This is a genomic window from Vibrio wakamikoensis (assembly GCF_050337275.1).
GTDB lineage: Bacteria > Pseudomonadota > Gammaproteobacteria > Enterobacterales > Vibrionaceae > Vibrio > Vibrio chaetopteri.
On record NZ_JAKJST010000033.1, the window covers coordinates 12013 to 27606 of the forward strand.

Here is a 15594-nt window from a genome sequence, read left to right on the forward strand (position 1 = left end):
AATTAAGAGGACATCATGAGTTTTAATATTGCTTTAAGTGGCTTGGATGCTACGAATACTCAGCTAAACACTATCAGTCACAACATTGCTAACGCTTCGACGTATGGCTTTAAGCAAGCGCGTACCGAGTTTTCTGCGGTCTATAACGGCATGCAGGCAGGCGGTGTGGAAGTGGCATCTATTTCACAAAACTTCGACAAAAATGGTTCGGTTTCCGGCACGGGGCGTTCGATGGACTTGGCCATCAATGGTAACGGCTTCTTTGTCACTAAAGACGGCATGGGGCAAACCCTGTACACCCGATCTGGTGTGTTTGGTACGGACAAAGACAACTACGTAGTCGGTAATACAGGCGCTAAGCTGCAAGGCTACAGTGTTGATAGAAATAACAACCTGCTTGAAGGCTCCGTTGGCGACATCAAAATCAGTACCTCATCTCTCGCCGCAAAAGCAACCGACAAGCTGGACTTTATCGCTAATTTCGATGCAAGTGCATCGGCGACTAATGTCGTACCTGCTGGCGATCCGTCACTCGCTCCATTTGAGGCCGACGGCGTGACACCGAACCCAGTTTACGATTCGACCGCAATTGCTTTTGACCCAAGCAACCCAGACTCCTTTAACTCGTCTTATACCTCAAAGGTTTATGACTCATTGGGTAACTCTCACACAGTGACGCAGTACTTCACTAAAACTGCGGACAACACATGGCAGGTGAATGTTGAGGTGGATGGTTCGCCAACGACGCCAGCGACAACACAGCAAGTAGACTTTAAAGCTGACGGTACGCTTGCTTCTCCAACTGGCAGCTTTAATGTTTCTTTCCCTGCTGCCGGTGCAAAAGGGATGAGCATCGATATCAGTCTAGCGGGCAGCACCCAGTTTGGCGCGGCATTTGGCGTAAGTACCAACAGTCCAAATGGTTACACCTCTGGTGAGCTTGCGGGTGTGCGTGTTGAGAACAACGGCATGGTTTTCGCGACTTACACCAACGGTCAGTCACAGCTACAAGGTCAGGTAGTGCTGGCGAACTTCGCGAACCCACAAGGCCTGGCGAAAACCAATGGTACCGCGTGGACACAGAGCTTTAGCTCTGGTGCACCAGTGGTGGGCACGCCGGGTACAGGCGTATTGGGCGATCTGACACCGGGTGCGCTGGAAGGCTCCAACGTAGACCTCACATCTGAGCTTGTGAACCTGATGACGGCGCAGCGCAATTACCAAGCGAACGCGAAGACGATTTCAACGTCTGACAAACTTACTCAAGCGCTGTTTAACGCGGTATAGAGGTAGGCCATGGATAGCTTGCTATTTACTGCGACCACGGGCGCAAGTCGCGTCCTTAAAGCGCAGCATGTTCGTTCAAACAACTTATCGAATGCCGATACGGCGGGCTTTCGTGCGGATATGGAGCGCGTCAACAGCGTTCCATTGCAAGGCTCAGGTTTCGATGGCCGCACTATGGTGGTCACCAACTCAGCCGCGACGCGATTTGATTCAGGCGACGTGGTGAAAACCGGTCGCCCGCTTGACATTGCCATCATGGGCGAAGGCTATATCAGTGTTCAAACCCCTGCCGGCAACGAAGCCTACACTCGCGCCGGTAACATCAAAGTGGACGATTTGGGTGCTATGAGCATCAATGGCTTTGCCGTTGTTGGTGATAACGGTCCTATGGTATTGCCTGAATTTCAGAAAGTGGAAATCAGTGAACGCGGCCGTGTGTCGGTGATCCCACCTGGCGGCGGTGCGGAAGTGGAAGTTGGCACGCTGAAACTGGTTAAGCCGGATATCACTCAGTTGCAAAAAGAGAGTGACAGCCTACTGCATAGTCTTGATGGTCAGCCGTTTGCGGCGGATGCGACGGTCAATCTAGCGCCTGAGCATATCGAGAGCAGTAACGTTTCAGCCATTGATGAGCTGCTGAGCGTGATGTCACTCACCCGCAACTTCGAGATGCAGATCCGCATGATGAAAACCGCGGAAACCTTAGCGCAATCCGGAAACAAATTAATGAGTGCGAGCTAGAAGGCTCGCCAACAGGAGTTAACCATGCATTCAGCATTGTGGGTCAGTAAAACAGGGATGGCCGCCCAAGACACCAAAATGACGGCGATTTCCAACAACCTTGCCAACGTTAATACCGTCGGTTTCAAACGTGACCGAGTGGTATTTGAGGACTTGTTCTACAGCATTCAGCGCCAACCTGGTGCTCAGGTAGACCAAGTGAATGAGCTACCAACCGGTGTTCAGTTGGGTAGCGGTGTTCGCGTTGTGGGGACGCAAAAAGTGTTCACTCAAGGCAGCTCACAAAACACAGGGCAAGAGCTAGATTTAGCCGTCATGGGACAGGGCTTTTTCCAAATCGAAAATTCCGATGGCCAGATCATGTACACCCGTAACGGCCAGTTTCATGTCAACTCAGAAGGTTTAATGGTCAACAGCCAAGGTCTACCGCTTGAGCCGCAAGTGCAGATCCCAGACAACGCCTTGACGGTTTCTGTGGGTGTCGATGGCACGGTGACGGCAACAACAGCCGACGGCCCTGCACCACAAGAACTGGGTCAAATTACCCTAGCTAAATTCATTAACCCCGCTGGCCTTGAAGCGATTGGTGGCAACTTGTTTAAAGAGACTGAAGCAAGCGGTCAAGCACAAGAGCTGATTGCGGGTGAAGAAGGCGCAGGTAGCATCAAGCAAGGCTCACTGGAAGGCTCAAACGTGCAAGTGGTGGAAGAGATGGTCGACATGATTACCACACAGCGCGCTTATGAAATGAACGCCAAGGTCGTATCGGCGGCCGATGACATGCTTAAGTTTGTCGCGCAAGCGGTGTAACGGGTTCCGTTAACCAAACAAGTTAACCAAACTCGTTGAGGAATTGAGTTGAGTGAGCGGGAGATAACGTGAAAGGAAGTAGTAATATGAAATGGTTTTCGCGACGCCTAATAGAAAAAGGCATAGTGGCACTGACGGTGCTACTGCTCGCTGGATGTGCAGCCAGACAAGAGTTTGTGCCGCCAGAGCCAGATGAGCAGAAGTACGCGCCGCCAGAGTTAAACTACGCGCTGCCCGAGGCAACCAATGGCAGTTTGTACCGTCATCAATACAACCTTACGTTATTTCAAGATCGCCGCGCCTATCGCGTCGGCGATGTGCTCACCATTTTGCTGGTGGAAGAAACCCAATCGAGCAAAAAAGCCGATACCAAGTTTGGTAAGTCATCGAATGTGGATTTTGGTGCCGCCAACATAGGTGGTACTACGATTAATGAAACGGCGGTGGGCATTAGCGGTAACCGCGCTTTTGACGGCAGTGCCGCCAGTTCGCAAGGCAACAAGCTTGAGGGTGCCATTACGGTCACCGTGCATGAAGTGATGCCAAATGGCGTACTCAAAGTCAGCGGTGAAAAGTGGATCCGCCTCAATCAAGGTGATGAATTTATCCGCGTCACTGGTATCGTCCGCGTTGACGATGTTGACCGTTATAACCAAGTCTTTTCACACCGTATCGGTGATGCTCGCATTACTTACTCAGGACGCGGCGCTTTAGCAGATAGCAACTCAGCGGGTTGGCTAACGCAATTCTTCACAAGCCCTTGGATGCCATTCTAATGTTGAAACTTCGTCACTTTTTTAACGCCCTTACTGCTGTGCTTGCCCTTGGCTTAATGCCAATGGCACAGGCGGAAGTGGAAATCCCAATTATGGATTTGGTTGACGTACAAGGTGTGCGTAGCAACCAACTTGTCGGTTACGGCTTGGTAGTAGGCCTTGATGGCCAAGGCGACCGCAACCAAGTGAAATTTACCGCTCAATCTATTACCAACATGTTGCGTCAGTTTGGCGTGCAGATTGGCGACGATGCTAACCCAAAGCTGCGTAACGTGGCATCGGTTAGTGTGACCGCCTCGGTCGATCCGATGGCAGGTCCCGGCCAAATGCTGGATATCGTGGTTTCGTCGATTGGTGATGCCAAGAGCTTGCGTGGCGGCACGTTATTGTTAACACCTCTGCGTGGTGTGGACGGTGAAGTGTACGCTGTGGCTCAAGGCAACGTGGTTGTTGGCGGTGTGTCTGCGGAAGGGCGCAGTGGGTCTAAGATAGCCGTGAACACGCCAACAGCCGGCCGCGTGCCAAATGGCGCGACGCTGGAGCGTGAAATTCCATCCGACTTTAATACTCGTCCACAAATTACCTTAAACCTGCGCAAAGCAAGCTTTACCACGGCGAAGAACATCGCTCGTGAAATCAACGGCACCTTTGGTCCCGATGTAGCAATTGCGGTCAACAAGGTTCGTGTGGATATGCGCGCGCCAAAGGATTCCCAGCAGCGCGTGACTATGATGTCGATGCTTGAAGAGATGAGCGTGGTTGAAGGCCGCAAGCCAGCGCGCATTGTGTTTAACTCGCGCACCGGCACTGTGGTGGTGGGTAAAAACGTCAAAGTCACGGAAGCGGCGGTTAGCCATGGCAACTTGACGGTCGCGATCAGTGAATCGCAGCGCGTCAGTCAGCCTAATGCCTTTGCCGATGGCGATACCGTAGTGGTAGACCAAACCACAATCGACATTAATGAAGACCAAGCACAAATGGTGATTTGGCCGGAAGGAACCGAACTGAATACTATTGTCAATGCAGTCAATAGCTTAGGTGCAACGCCAACAGACTTGATGTCTATTCTGCAAGCGCTGCACGAAGCAGGCGCGCTCAATGCTGAGCTGGTTGTGATATAGGAGACGCAGTATGAAAATCGATGCCATGAACGATACGACTCGCGTCAACAGCATGCTTTATCATGACAATGCGGCGCTAACTAATATCAAACACAGCAACGACAGCCCTGAAGCGCTAAAAGAAGTGGCGGGGCAGTTTGAGGCCATGTTCTTGCAAATGGTGCTAAGACAAATGCGTAGCAGCAGTGACGCACTGGCCGACGAAGACAGTCCGTTTTCCTCGCAACAACACGGCGTATTTAGAGATATGCACGATGGACAGCTGTCGATTGAACTGGCCAAAAAACAGAACTCTGGCATTGCCGACATGCTGGTAAAACAGCTCGGTCCCGCTCACTCTTTTCAGTCGAATCGAGAAGTGCAGTTTGATGCCTCGCGCGTACAATCGTTAGGGGCGGCCAACGATTTGGAAGCCAAATCACAATCTCATACAGCCAGCCTTACAAATGGCGCACCTGCGGTTAATGAAGCCAATAACGCGGCCGCCTTTAATCTTCAGTCGCCTAGTGAGGCAGCCATGACCATGGCATTTTCTCAGCCTCTTATGAAAATCACGGAGCGTTAATCGTCATGAGTCTTATTAATATCGCCCTCACCGGGATGAATGCCAATCGCGTGGCATTAAATGTCACCGCGCAAAACGTGGCGAACGTGAATACCCCTGGATACAGTCGCCAGCAGGCACTCATGTCTTCGGTAACGGGGGGAAAATACGATTACAATTCACCAGGAATGGGCGTGGAAGTCACCAGCATTCGCCGCGTGACCGATCAATACTTGGTGAAGCAAACCTGGTCCACAGCCAGTGAAGCTAACTACTCTGCTGGCTATACGTCGGCGATGAGCCAGTTAGAAAATATGCTGGGTGCCGATGGTTTCAGTTTGTCATCTGGGCTTGATAGCCTGTTTGCTTCACTCAACGATGCGACCACCAAACCAGAATCGACCCCACTTCGTCAGCAGGTGGTCAATGAATCGGAAGCCCTAGCGCGCCGCTTCAATACGCTCACCGAATCGCTGCATAATCAGCATAAAGATGTACACGATCAGCGCAATGCTGCACTGTCGCATGCCAACAGTGTGATGGCTAACATTGCCCAAGTGAACAAGCAGATCGTTGAGATGCAAGGCACGGGCGGTAATTCTTCGCAACTAATGGATACCCGTGATGCCTTGATTGGTGAGTTGTCTACCATCATGGCGGTGAAAACCACAGAGCAGCCTGATGGCAGTGTTCAAGTCTCTTTAGCGTCTGGTCAGCCCTTAGTCATGGGCTCAGATGCCAGTGTCATCAAAGCGATTCCAGATCCAAGTGACCCTTACCTTGCGGATTTGCACATCGAATTTGGCAATCAGACGTTTGCAGCCAAAGGGGATATTGGCGGCAAGCTGGGGGCGCTGCATGATTATCAAATCGACGTGCTCAAGCCGAATCAACAGGCGATTGATGATATGGCGCGCAGTGTGGCCGACGAGTTTAATGCGGTATTGGCAGCTGGCACTGATCTCAATGGTAATCCGGGTGCGCCACTGTTTACTTACGACCCTGCTAACCCTGCGGCCAGTTTAGATATTACTGCTATCAGTGCTGATGAATTGGCATTTTCTAGCGATGGGAATCCAGGCAACAGCGACAATCTTAAAGACCTGATTGATATCAGTAACAAACAGGTGGCCATCAGCGGCTATGGGTCAGTCACCCTCAATGATGCATTTACCGCTATGGTAGGTGACACCGCTATTCGAGCTAGACAGGCTGAGTCGGATTATCAGGCGAAGCAGGCGATGTCTGAGCAAGCGGTTGCCGCACGCGATAATGTCAGTGCGGTCAACAGCGACGAAGAAGCAGCGAACCTAATGACGTTTGCTAATGCACATAACGCCAACATGAAAGTGATCAGTACAGCGAATCAATTGTTTGATTCGGTATTGCAGCTATTTTAAGGAGAGACCATGAGGATCAGTGATACTCAATTTAGCCAAATGATGCTGCAAAGCCTGCAAACCAATAACGCAGGCCTTGGCAAAGTGATGCAGCAAATGGCCACAGGCGATCGACTGACTAAATTGTCAGATGACCCAATGGCATCGATTCAATTGCTCAACCTCGATCGAGAAGGCGCGGCAATCAATCAGTATCAGCGCAACATCGCCAATGTCAAAACCACGCTATCTAGCCAAGAAGTTCACCTAGACTCGGTCAATGAGAGTCTAAAAAGCATGCGCGAGTTGGTGCTTTGGGGGGCGAACGGCACGCTCACCGATGAAGATCGACAGGGGATGATTACTGAACTTGAAAGCTTGCGTGACTCGGTTCAGTCATCATTCAACTCTCAAGATGAAGAGGGTCATTACCTTTTCTCCGGTACTAAAACCGATACCCCAGCGATTTCTGATGCGGGGGGCGGTGTGTATTCGTTGGATGGCAACAGTGATAAGCGTGTAGTGACCGTCGCTAAAGGCGTAACAATGGAGTCTAATACTACGGCGCAAGACATCTTAGATTTAGGTGGCGGTGACAATGTATTGAATCAAATCGACCGATTGATTGTGGAATTTCAGAACCCGAGTCCAAATTTTCAAACCGAAGTTGGTGCCAGTCTGGATGCCATTGATAATACCTTAGGCAATGTGCTTGGTGCGATGACAGAAATTGGCGGCCGCCACAACAACCTCGATTTGATGGATGGCGCCCACAGTGAGAACAAGCTGTTTGTCGACAAGGTGACTAGTGATGTCTCTGCACTCGATTACGGCGAGGCGTCGGTGCGGCTTAGCAACTATATGGCAGCGCTGCAAGCCACACAGGCCAGCTACATGCAGATTAATGATTTATCTCTATTCGACCGCATTTAGCGGTCGTTTTTGCCACTCGGCAATAAGGCTCAAGGAACGGTGTTATGGCAGTAAGTACGGTTGAAGTTAGACCGCATAGTATAAAGCTCACAGGGCAGGGAACGACGAGTATTGCTCCTTCGCAAGCGTCTGATACCACAACAACCTCGCTCTCCAAACATCTTCTCAAGCCGCAAGCGGAAATCTCTTCCGCTTATTCGTTATCCGGCGTGCTGCTGACACAAGGTCAGCAGCACGCCACGTCGGTACAAATTGCCACGAAAGCACTACAAGGCGTGGGCAAAGAGCTGACACAAGTGAAAAAGCAGCTCACCCAAGCGTTATCGCACGGTTCCACGCCACAGATGACCGACAAGCTGTCGCGTTCAAAGCAAGTGATTGAAGCAACGCTTAATCAGGCACGCTTTGATGGTAAACGTGTGGTCGACAATGAGCTGCATCTAAAGCTTGATACCTCGGATGTAAGGCGCTTTTCGATCCCGGGTCTCAATGTGCACCGCATGAGCGAGCGTGCCGAACAAGTGCGTCTAGACTTTCCAAGCGGCGGCTCGGTGATGCTGCAATTTGACGGCCAGTCAGACGGCCAGCGCACCGTTAAACAGCTCGACCGAAGCGTCATCCCAATGGGCATGCGCGCGTCACTTGCCAACGATGGCAGCATCGTATTTGAGGTGCACGAATCGGCCTACGCTGCGATGCAGCAGCAAGTTCGAGTCACAGGCGAAGGCCACCGCTTCCCGGCAGGACAAGCCAACACTTTCTCGATTCAAGCTGAGCCAGATGGCATGGCGGAACTCAAGTTTGACCTAGGTTCTCGCGATGGCATCAAACAATCCATCGCCAAGGTGAACCAACACCTAAAACAAGCACAATCCAGCTTAAGCGAAGCAAGGCAATTCCAATCCCAACTCGATACGCAAATGACGCGTATTCAGAGCCAATCCAAGCTCCCTTCCGAGCAACAAGTTAACGAAACGCTCTCTGGCTTTAGTCAGCTTTCACAAGATTTTACGACAACATTTCAGGCGCTCAATGCACAGGCGAATGTGAGACGTCATACGGTCGTGGCTTTATTAAAATAATCAATCTAAACAGCAATCGTCATCCTCACGCAAGTGAGGATCTCCCACCGCACGTGGCTCACTTATTATTGTCCCAATAACCCAAGGTACACGCGTCAGAAGACTCTCGTTTCCACGAGAATGACGTTGTTGTGGATGTCAGTATTCTGGAAAACTGTGCTTTAGGTGACTGTGCTTCGAGCGAACGGGTTCTAGTCTTTGCCATCACACCAAAAAGAAAAAATACAAAAAACACACAAACGCCAACAAGGTAGCCGATATCGTCGGATAGATGATATAGGCATCTTGCCGATCGGTGCGTCTAAAGCACATGAAGGTAAGTAGGCTGTTGTACACAACCAGCAGCAAGCTAATTAACGTGCCGCCCTTTAGTGAGAGGGTAGTGAGCTGACTTAAGAACAGTGCAAGTAGGGCGTAATCAATGATGATCAGCCATAAGAACGCCTTTTGAAGTCCATCTGGCATTCGGTTTGGTTTTGGCGGTATGTGCGGAATAGATTGTCGCATAACATGCCCTACTGACTGGGTGCTCAATAATAAAAGGTAGCGAGATCAAAGGTGTTCTACCAAAGCATAGAACACCCGATTAAAGGTGCAAGTTACAGTGCTTGCACCTGGGTGGACGCGTTTGAGGCGCTGTCTGAGTCGAATCGAATGGTATCGGTTCTAAACACAGGTTGATTGAATTTGGCCTTGTCGCGCGCCTTCTCTAGCTCGTTCTTCGATTCACTGTTGGGCGATTGTCCAAACAAGGTATTGATGACCTCAGCCGCGGGTGTGGTGAGGATAAACAGTTCGATTCGGCGGTTTTCGCTTGATGAGGGATCGCTGTGATTGAGTAAGGCACGGTCAGACATGCCCGTTACTTGCAGCACACGTTGCTCTGGCATGCCGCCAGAGGCGAGAGTCTGTCTAGCGACGTTGGCGCGTGAGGCAGAGAGCTCCCAGTTGGATTTGCTGGAGAAGGTTTTACGATACTGAGTCGCATCGGTATGACCGCTGATGATCATTGGATTTTCCACTCGCTCAAACACAGGTGCTAAAGCTAGCAATAAATCTTCAAAAAATGGCGTTAACGTTGAGCCGCCGCGACCAAACATGTTCTGTTTGTAGTCATCTTGCAGCACGATGCGCAATCCTTGAGGCGTAACGGTGACATCGACATTTCCTTGAGCATTGATCTGACGCACCATGTCATTGATGACCTCAGCAAGAGCCGCTAGGCGCTCTTGGGTATCAAAGGTGCCGTCGATAAGTGAGTCCGATTCTGGCCCTTCGCGATCGCCTTGGAAAAAAGAACTAACCGAATGCACCGAATCGTGACGACTGGCCACGGACGAATCCGTGGTTAGATCGATAGGAGAAATGCTTTTTGAGGTGTCGAATAGGTTGCCACTGCCTTGGTCAAAGACACTGGCCATTTGCAAATGGGCGACAATCGCTTTGCGCTCTTCTTTGTCGACCACCTGCATGACCCAAAGTACGAGGAATAACGCCATCAAGGCAATCATAAAGTCAGCAAACGCTACTTTCCATGCACCACCATGAGACTCATGATGATGACTACGACTGGCGCGTTTGAAGACTACTTGCTCATGTTTTTGCATTATCCCTCCTGTTCAGCGAGCCACACCTCCATTTGATTAAAGGTCGGTTTAATGTCTAGCTGAATGTGCTTGCGGCCAGCGTCAATCGCCAATAGTGTCGGCTTCTTCGCGACGTAGGCCACTAAGGTGGCGCGGGTGCAGTCGAAAGCGGACATGTTGCGTTTAACGCGTTGAGCCATGGCGTTACTTGCTGGGTCTAAGCAGCAGTAACAGCCGAAAATACCGATAAATGTGCCTACTAGAGCGGCAGCAACGTGATAGCCAATCATGGCAATAGAGCCATCTATGGCGGACATGGTAATGATGATGCCGCCAACGGCAGCCAAAATACCAAAGCCAGGCATGGCTTCTGCGGTGCGCTGCATGGAGCGAGCGGGCTGCATATAGTCGGCCTCAATCGCTTCAATCTCTTGCTCTAGTAGTCCCTCTAACTCATGAGGCGACATTTGTCCCATTGCCATTAAACGTAAATTGTCGGTAATGAAAGAAACTAAGCGATAATCACCGCTTACGCGTGGGTAACGAGCAAAAATATCGCTCTGTTCTGGGTTTTCAATGTGCTTATCTAGTGCTTTGAAACCACCACTGCGCACGGTTTCCAGCAATACTTGCAGCAGCGCCATCAGTTCCATGTAGAACTCGCGCTCATCCTTAGGTGGAGAGATGATGCCTCGCAGCTGATTGCGCATCTCTTTAAGAACTTGAGGCGGGTTGCCTATGATGAGGGAGCCAATGGTCGCGCCGATGATGATTAGCATTTCTGCCGGTTGCCAAATGGCCATCAGACTGCCTCCAGCCCAGACGTAACCGCCGAAGACACACATCAAAATGATGATTGCGCCAGTAAACTTTTGCATAGTGGACTCCTAAGAAGACAGTAGTTGGTTGAGTTGCTTAAGGGCTTGCTTGTGCAGCTGACAAATCCGTGGTGGGGTCAGCTCTAGCACCAGAGCAATCTCGTGTAAGTTCAAATCGTGTTGGTAGAACAGCGTTAGCAGTAGCTGTTCGCGTTTGGGGAGCTGGCTAAGTGCCCTCTCAAGACTGCGGCGGATATGTTCGTGGTTTATGCCATCGCAACCAGACTCGACCGCTCCTTCAAGACCGCTCTCGATAAGCTGATCTAGGCTTTGCATTTCTGCGGCCATGGTGGCATTAAGCCGAGTATGATAATCCTGCTGTGTGGTGCCGAGTGCTTTGATAATCTCTTGCTCGGTGGGCGTGCGGCGCAGGTGCTTGGTTAAATCACGCGTCACATCATTGAGCTCATGAGCCTGCTGACGAGTTTTGCGTGAGCGCCAGTCAAGGCGGCGCAGCTCATCTAAGATAGAACCGCGAATGCGGCACACGGCAAATGCCGGAAAGTTAGGGTCATCGATGTTGCCATAGCGGCGTCCAGCCTCAAGTAAGCCAATCAGTCCAATTTGCTGCATGTCCTCGATGCTGCAATGGGTCGTGGCATGGTTGCGCAGTTGGTTCACCACGCGCTTAACCAAGATTTGATGTTGGCTGAGTAGGCGATTTTCATCGATACGATTGGCGCTTGATGTGACATCTTCGGCGACGCCGTAGCTGTCTGAGTGATTCATATCCAGCACAGTCGCTCCTACTGAATAACAAATTTCGTTAGCAGAACATCGTCAATATCTCGGTTTAACTGGGTATCGGCGTAAGCCGTCATCACCGAGGCTTTCACCTCCCGCTGAAGCTGATCCAATGCATCTGCACCATGCAGATCTTCATAACGTTTTTGACTGAACAGGTTAAGCATTGCGTGTCTGACTTTTGGCATGTAGTCGTTGGCGAACTCAAGACGCTCGATGTGACGCGTTTCCAGCGCCAGCTCCAACATCACAAAGTGAGTCTGTTTTTTACCGCGCACACTGACAATCACATTGTCTAGGGCGTGAAATTTAGGACCGGCACTCGGCTTTGGCTCAGATTCCAAAAACGAAAACTGGCCATCACTTAATGTCGAGGGTGAGTTGAGGTACCACATTGCACCCGCAACTGTGCCGCCAGAGACGAGAGCACTAGTTACAACGCAGGTGGCAAAGAGTGAAAGAAACTGTTTTTTATTCATGCTGTATTCCTAAAGCGATCACACTTGGGTACTAAGCCAGTGTTCATCCGTGGAGAAGGCCGTGGCGTTATTGCTGCCAGACTCATGGCGCTCATTGGCAAAAATGGTTGAGCTTTGCTCGGGAGCTGGTTGGCCGTTGGACTCTTGTTTGTCACCGCCACCAATTTGCACATCAACGTGCATCAAACTTTGGTTTTGTAGCTCGGCGCGTAGGCGTTCTGACACTTGAACTAAGGCTTCGCGCGTGGCGGCAACGTTGGCATTGAGCTGAACGCTGAGTTTGTCGCCTTCGACACGCACCATAAGATCCAATTTACCAAGATCGGGCGGATCTAATCTGATCCGTGCTTCTTGAAGATTTTGCTGTGCTTGCAGCGTGACTCGATCATTGAGTACCTGCAGCATTTGTTCGCCCCACTTTCCTGCTTGAGGGTCGATGCGAACCGGTGCCCATTCCGTCGTCGCAGTCGCTGTGTTTACTGTGGTCGTTGGGTTGACGGAGGGTGCTCCTGCTTGTGAGCCAGTGGGTAGAGCAGCAGCGCCGTTTTGTGTTTGATTGGCACTGAGCAGATTGGCTATATCGGTTGCCAGTGATTTCCCGCTGAGCTCGGTTTGAGTCGCTGATGTTTGTAACAAGCCTGTCGGCAGAGCGGCCTCTTTTGCGGTGCTCTGAGCAGGGCTGTTAGTAAGCTGCGGGTTGACTTCACCAAAGCTGCGCTGTGAACCATTGAGCTGAGCCAGCATAGGGCTGGTGGATTTTGAGAGTGCTTCTGCATCTAGCGCAGCGTTACTTGCACCTGCAGAGCCGAACGACTGTACTGGCGGAGTGACATACTGCGTCAATAGCGCACCATCGGTAATTTCATTTTCAACTAAAGCCTCATCCAATAAAGACGCAGGTGTAGCATCCTTGTCAGAGGTTGATTTAGGCGAGAGCAGCGAGCCAAAGCCACGCACGATAGGCAGGCCATTTTCTTTGCTGTCTAGCGCTTGGCTAATCGAAGTTTGCCCTGTGCTATGGCCTTGTTTGCTGGCAGACGCGCTGCCAATGTGATTGTTCACTAATTGGTTGCTCACTAGCATGGTATTACTCCAAGGTCATCGCCAGTTGATAAGCCATGGCGCGCTCTTTTTCCGCATCACTGCTATCTAGCTTTTGTTTCAGCTTACTGGTCGCTAACGATAGCGCTTCGTAGGCGCGTAAATGCGCGCGCCGAGCACGTTCGATTTCAGGTGCTAAACGTGGGTCTTTAAGGAAAGGTCTATGGGTGTCCAAAAGCTCACGAAGCTGACCATCGTAGCGTTTGAGTGACTGCCAATCCTCGGTTTTGGCCGCCACCGTCATGCATTGGCTGAGGTGGCGAAACCGCTCGGGTGAAACCTTATGCGTGTTTACCAAAGTTCTCCCATCCTTCTTTAATGTGAGTCATGACTTTTTCGACATTTTCTAGTTTGTCGGCATCGTTGTTGACGCTTGCTTGATACAGCTCCGCCTGGCAAAAATCGTAAAGTTGGTGCAAGTTAACAGCGATCTCGCCGCCATTTTCATCATCGAGAGCGCTATCTAGGCCAACAAGAATATTCATGCATTTGCTAATACCTTGGCCTTTTTGTTCCAAACGACCGTCTGTCATATGACCGCGAACGCGTTCGATTTCGTTAAGTAGTCCATCAATAAGCATGACCACAAGCTGATGCGGGTTAGCGGCCGCTGCTTGTGCGTTAAGATCGACTTGTTGATATGAGTCGTAACCTGAGTCCATTAGCATTAGATCATTCCTTGTGGTGTACCGAACATGCCCATAGTGCTGTTCATTTGGTTGATTAAATTGTTCATTTGAGTAAATTGCGCGAGATAGCGGTTGTACGACATCTCGTATTTGCGTTCTAAGCCAGCTTGCTTGGTTTCGATGCCCTCCAAAATGGTCTCGACATTGTCTTTTCGTCCACTGAATAAGCCTGTACTACTTTGTACAAAGGGTTTGATCATGGTGTCGATTGAATCGAAGAGGTTGTTCTCACCATTGAAAAGCGTTTCTATTTGGCTGCTGTTGTCACGTTGAGCAGCTTCAAACTTGGAAGAGTCTAGTTCTAGCTTGCCATCTCGATTGGTGGTGATACCGATTTCATAGAGGTTAATGCCATCAAAGGACTGACGAATCAGACCATTCACTTGGCTTTCGATGGAACGAATTGTTGGGTCATTAGCCAGCACACCTCGTGCACTGTCCTCTCCACCAATAGATGTATGAGTGTCTAATGCGTCGATAAGAGTGTTGTAGGCTTCGATGAATTTGTTGATGCTTTCTTTAGTGGCTTCTTGATCTGAGCCTACAGTTAGCATGGTACCTGCTTCACCGGTTTGGTTTGCTTTGGTGACAGTAAATGAAACACCTTCAATGGCATTATCAAAGGTGTTAGAGCTGTTGGTGATGACTAAACCATTTTCACCGCCTAAGCTGACGATTGCGTCTTTCGCATCAGAAAGACTAGTCATATTGGCGGGAGTGAAGGCTTGCGAGACCCAGCTCCAATCTTCATCCGTCGGTAGATTGCTGATACTGGTAGTGATGACATTTTCAGAGCCCGTTTCGCTGCTGGTAAGCACAAAATGTGTTTCGCCATTACTTCGAACGAGAGAGGCATTGGCTCCCGTATTGTCGGGGTGCTCATTAATGGCTTTGACCAAAGACTCAATCGTCGGTTTACCGTCGGCATTAGTTTCTAGAGTCGAAAAGTCGATAGTAAAGCTGTCTGTTCCCACGCCGATTTGAAGCTCACCACTTGCAGGCAGCGCGGTGTCTTGAGTGATGGAATTAGGCATTCCCGCAACAACTTGGTGTTTGCTTGCGAGCTGTTTTACAAACAGCTCATAGCTGCCCGCGATAGCTTTATTATCCGCTGAAGCCGTCAAATACCCCTCTTGTGAGAGCGTGGCTGAGTTCTTGATGATGCTCTCAGTTGAGCTGTTCATATCATTGATGGCGGTTTGAAACGCTTTGAGTGCACTTTCGACTTCTGTAAGTGCGGTGAGCTGCGCTTGATAACGAGTTGCTTGTGCCTGATAACGTAATTCAAAAGGCTGTATATCAAAGGTGGCTAAATTTTGAGCCATGGTAATCGGGTCGATTGAACTCATAGTGATTCCTTCAGCGTTAAGTTATGGCTATCAGACAAATGTTGGTGTAAGAATGACAGCAACATTTGTGCCCAAGTTAAGTTGTTGATATTTAA

18 protein-coding genes are annotated in these 15594 nt (G+C 50.2%); 9 read left to right on the top strand and 9 right to left on the bottom strand.

Features of this window, described 5'->3' with window-relative positions; all coding sequences use genetic code 11:
• Positions 1 to 15 precede the first annotated feature (15 nt).
• The 9 genes from flgE (at position 16) to L4C42_RS19195 (ending at position 8673) form a co-directional block, all read left to right on the top strand.
• Positions 16 to 1287, top strand: a complete 1272-nt coding sequence (gene flgE / locus L4C42_RS19155) for a flagellar hook protein FlgE (protein ID WP_353497417.1) — start codon at positions 16 to 18, stop codon at positions 1285 to 1287.
• Between the two features lie 9 nt (positions 1288 to 1296).
• Entirely contained in the window at positions 1297 to 2028 is a 732-nt protein-coding gene (locus L4C42_RS19160) for a flagellar basal body rod protein FlgF (protein WP_353497416.1), read from the top strand.
• Positions 2029 to 2052: 24 nt separating this feature from the next.
• A complete protein-coding gene (gene flgG / locus L4C42_RS19165) occupies positions 2053 to 2838 on the top strand; it encodes a flagellar basal-body rod protein FlgG (RefSeq protein WP_353497415.1) in 786 nt (261 codons plus the stop codon).
• A gap of 86 nt (positions 2839 to 2924) precedes the next feature.
• Positions 2925 to 3614, top strand: a complete 690-nt coding sequence (gene flgH / locus L4C42_RS19170; protein ID WP_353497414.1) for a flagellar basal body L-ring protein FlgH — start codon at positions 2925 to 2927, stop codon at positions 3612 to 3614.
• Entirely contained in the window at positions 3614 to 4735 is a 1122-nt protein-coding gene (locus L4C42_RS19175) for a flagellar basal body P-ring protein FlgI (RefSeq protein WP_418641805.1), read from the top strand. Before flgH ends, L4C42_RS19175 begins: the two co-directional genes overlap by 1 nt.
• A 10-nt stretch (positions 4736 to 4745) precedes the next feature.
• Positions 4746 to 5300 carry a rod-binding protein gene (locus tag L4C42_RS19180; RefSeq protein ID WP_353497413.1) on the top strand — a complete coding sequence of 185 codons (555 nt, stop codon included), beginning with the start codon at positions 4746 to 4748 and terminating at the stop codon, positions 5298 to 5300.
• A 5-nt stretch (positions 5301 to 5305) separates the two neighbouring features.
• Positions 5306 to 6679 carry a flagellar hook-associated protein FlgK gene (flgK, locus tag L4C42_RS19185; RefSeq protein WP_353497412.1) on the top strand — a complete coding sequence of 458 codons (1374 nt, stop codon included), beginning with the start codon at positions 5306 to 5308 and terminating at the stop codon, positions 6677 to 6679.
• Between the two features lie 9 nt (positions 6680 to 6688).
• Positions 6689 to 7591, top strand: a complete 903-nt coding sequence (gene flgL, locus L4C42_RS19190; protein WP_429761619.1) for a flagellar hook-associated protein FlgL — start codon at positions 6689 to 6691, stop codon at positions 7589 to 7591.
• A 44-nt stretch (positions 7592 to 7635) separates the two neighbouring features.
• Entirely contained in the window at positions 7636 to 8673 is a 1038-nt protein-coding gene (locus tag L4C42_RS19195) for a flagellin (RefSeq protein ID WP_353497410.1), read from the top strand.
• Positions 8674 to 8877: 204 nt separating this feature from the next.
• Here the strand turns inward: L4C42_RS19195 and L4C42_RS19200 are convergent, their stop codons facing one another.
• The 9 genes from L4C42_RS19200 to fliD all read right to left on the bottom strand — a co-directional run bounded on the left by L4C42_RS19200 (position 8878) and on the right by fliD (position 15499).
• Positions 8878 to 9180: a hypothetical protein gene (locus tag L4C42_RS19200; RefSeq protein ID WP_429761620.1), complete on the bottom strand. Its 303-nt coding sequence runs from the start codon at positions 9178 to 9180 to the stop codon at positions 8878 to 8880.
• 92 nt (positions 9181 to 9272) lie between these two features.
• Positions 9273 to 10280: a flagellar motor protein MotB gene (locus L4C42_RS19205; RefSeq protein ID WP_429761621.1), complete on the bottom strand. Its 1008-nt coding sequence runs from the start codon at positions 10278 to 10280 to the stop codon at positions 9273 to 9275.
• Complete coding sequence (motA, locus tag L4C42_RS19210) at positions 10280 to 11137, bottom strand: flagellar motor stator protein MotA (RefSeq protein WP_429761622.1); 858 nt, start codon at positions 11135 to 11137, stop codon at positions 10280 to 10282. The genes L4C42_RS19205 and motA overlap by 1 nt, the downstream gene beginning before the upstream one ends.
• A 9-nt stretch (positions 11138 to 11146) precedes the next feature.
• A complete protein-coding gene (locus L4C42_RS19215) occupies positions 11147 to 11875 on the bottom strand; it encodes a FliA/WhiG family RNA polymerase sigma factor (protein ID WP_429761623.1) in 729 nt (242 codons plus the stop codon).
• A gap of 8 nt (positions 11876 to 11883) precedes the next feature.
• Positions 11884 to 12360 carry a flagellar basal body-associated FliL family protein gene (locus L4C42_RS19220; protein WP_353497405.1) on the bottom strand — a complete coding sequence of 159 codons (477 nt, stop codon included), beginning with the start codon at positions 12358 to 12360 and terminating at the stop codon, positions 11884 to 11886.
• Positions 12361 to 12378: 18 nt separating this feature from the next.
• Positions 12379 to 13443 (bottom strand): flagellar hook-length control protein FliK, encoded by a 1065-nt coding sequence (locus L4C42_RS19225; RefSeq protein ID WP_353497404.1) that lies wholly within the window; start codon positions 13441 to 13443, stop codon positions 12379 to 12381.
• Between the two features lie 4 nt (positions 13444 to 13447).
• Positions 13448 to 13759: a LafD gene (locus tag L4C42_RS19230; RefSeq protein ID WP_429761624.1), complete on the bottom strand. Its 312-nt coding sequence runs from the start codon at positions 13757 to 13759 to the stop codon at positions 13448 to 13450.
• Entirely contained in the window at positions 13743 to 14129 is a 387-nt protein-coding gene (gene fliS, locus L4C42_RS19235; RefSeq protein ID WP_429761625.1) for a flagellar export chaperone FliS, read from the bottom strand. Before fliS ends, L4C42_RS19230 begins: the two co-directional genes overlap by 17 nt.
• On the bottom strand, positions 14129 to 15499 hold the full coding sequence (fliD, locus tag L4C42_RS19240) for a flagellar filament capping protein FliD (protein ID WP_429761626.1): 1371 nt from the start codon (positions 15497 to 15499) through the stop codon (positions 14129 to 14131). The genes fliS and fliD overlap by 1 nt, the downstream gene beginning before the upstream one ends.
• Positions 15500 to 15594: the final 95 nt, after the last annotated feature.

What these genes read in the sequence shown, in the direction of transcription:
- flgE (WP_353497417.1), top strand. Translation starts at nt 16, where the DNA reads ATGAGTTTTAATATTGCTTTAAGTGGCTTGGATGCTACGAATACTCAG.
- L4C42_RS19160 (WP_353497416.1), top strand. Translation starts at nt 1,297, where the DNA reads ATGGATAGCTTGCTATTTACTGCGACCACGGGCGCAAGTCGCGTCCTT.
- flgG (WP_353497415.1), top strand. Translation starts at nt 2,053, where the DNA reads ATGCATTCAGCATTGTGGGTCAGTAAAACAGGGATGGCCGCCCAAGAC.
- flgH (WP_353497414.1), top strand. Translation starts at nt 2,925, where the DNA reads ATGAAATGGTTTTCGCGACGCCTAATAGAAAAAGGCATAGTGGCACTG.
- L4C42_RS19175 (WP_418641805.1), top strand. Translation starts at nt 3,614, where the DNA reads ATGTTGAAACTTCGTCACTTTTTTAACGCCCTTACTGCTGTGCTTGCC.
- L4C42_RS19180 (WP_353497413.1), top strand. Translation starts at nt 4,746, where the DNA reads ATGAAAATCGATGCCATGAACGATACGACTCGCGTCAACAGCATGCTT.
- flgK (WP_353497412.1), top strand. Translation starts at nt 5,306, where the DNA reads ATGAGTCTTATTAATATCGCCCTCACCGGGATGAATGCCAATCGCGTG.
- flgL (WP_429761619.1), top strand. Translation starts at nt 6,689, where the DNA reads ATGAGGATCAGTGATACTCAATTTAGCCAAATGATGCTGCAAAGCCTG.
- L4C42_RS19195 (WP_353497410.1), top strand. Translation starts at nt 7,636, where the DNA reads ATGGCAGTAAGTACGGTTGAAGTTAGACCGCATAGTATAAAGCTCACA.
- L4C42_RS19200 (WP_429761620.1), bottom strand. Translation starts at nt 9,180, where the DNA reads ATGCGACAATCTATTCCGCACATACCGCCAAAACCAAACCGAATGCCA.
- L4C42_RS19205 (WP_429761621.1), bottom strand. Translation starts at nt 10,280, where the DNA reads ATGCAAAAACATGAGCAAGTAGTCTTCAAACGCGCCAGTCGTAGTCAT.
- motA (WP_429761622.1), bottom strand. Translation starts at nt 11,137, where the DNA reads ATGCAAAAGTTTACTGGCGCAATCATCATTTTGATGTGTGTCTTCGGC.
- L4C42_RS19220 (WP_353497405.1), bottom strand. Translation starts at nt 12,360, where the DNA reads ATGAATAAAAAACAGTTTCTTTCACTCTTTGCCACCTGCGTTGTAACT.
- L4C42_RS19225 (WP_353497404.1), bottom strand. Translation starts at nt 13,443, where the DNA reads ATGCTAGTGAGCAACCAATTAGTGAACAATCACATTGGCAGCGCGTCT.
- fliS (WP_429761625.1), bottom strand. Translation starts at nt 14,129, where the DNA reads ATGCTAATGGACTCAGGTTACGACTCATATCAACAAGTCGATCTTAAC.
- fliD (WP_429761626.1), bottom strand. Translation starts at nt 15,499, where the DNA reads ATGAGTTCAATCGACCCGATTACCATGGCTCAAAATTTAGCCACCTTT.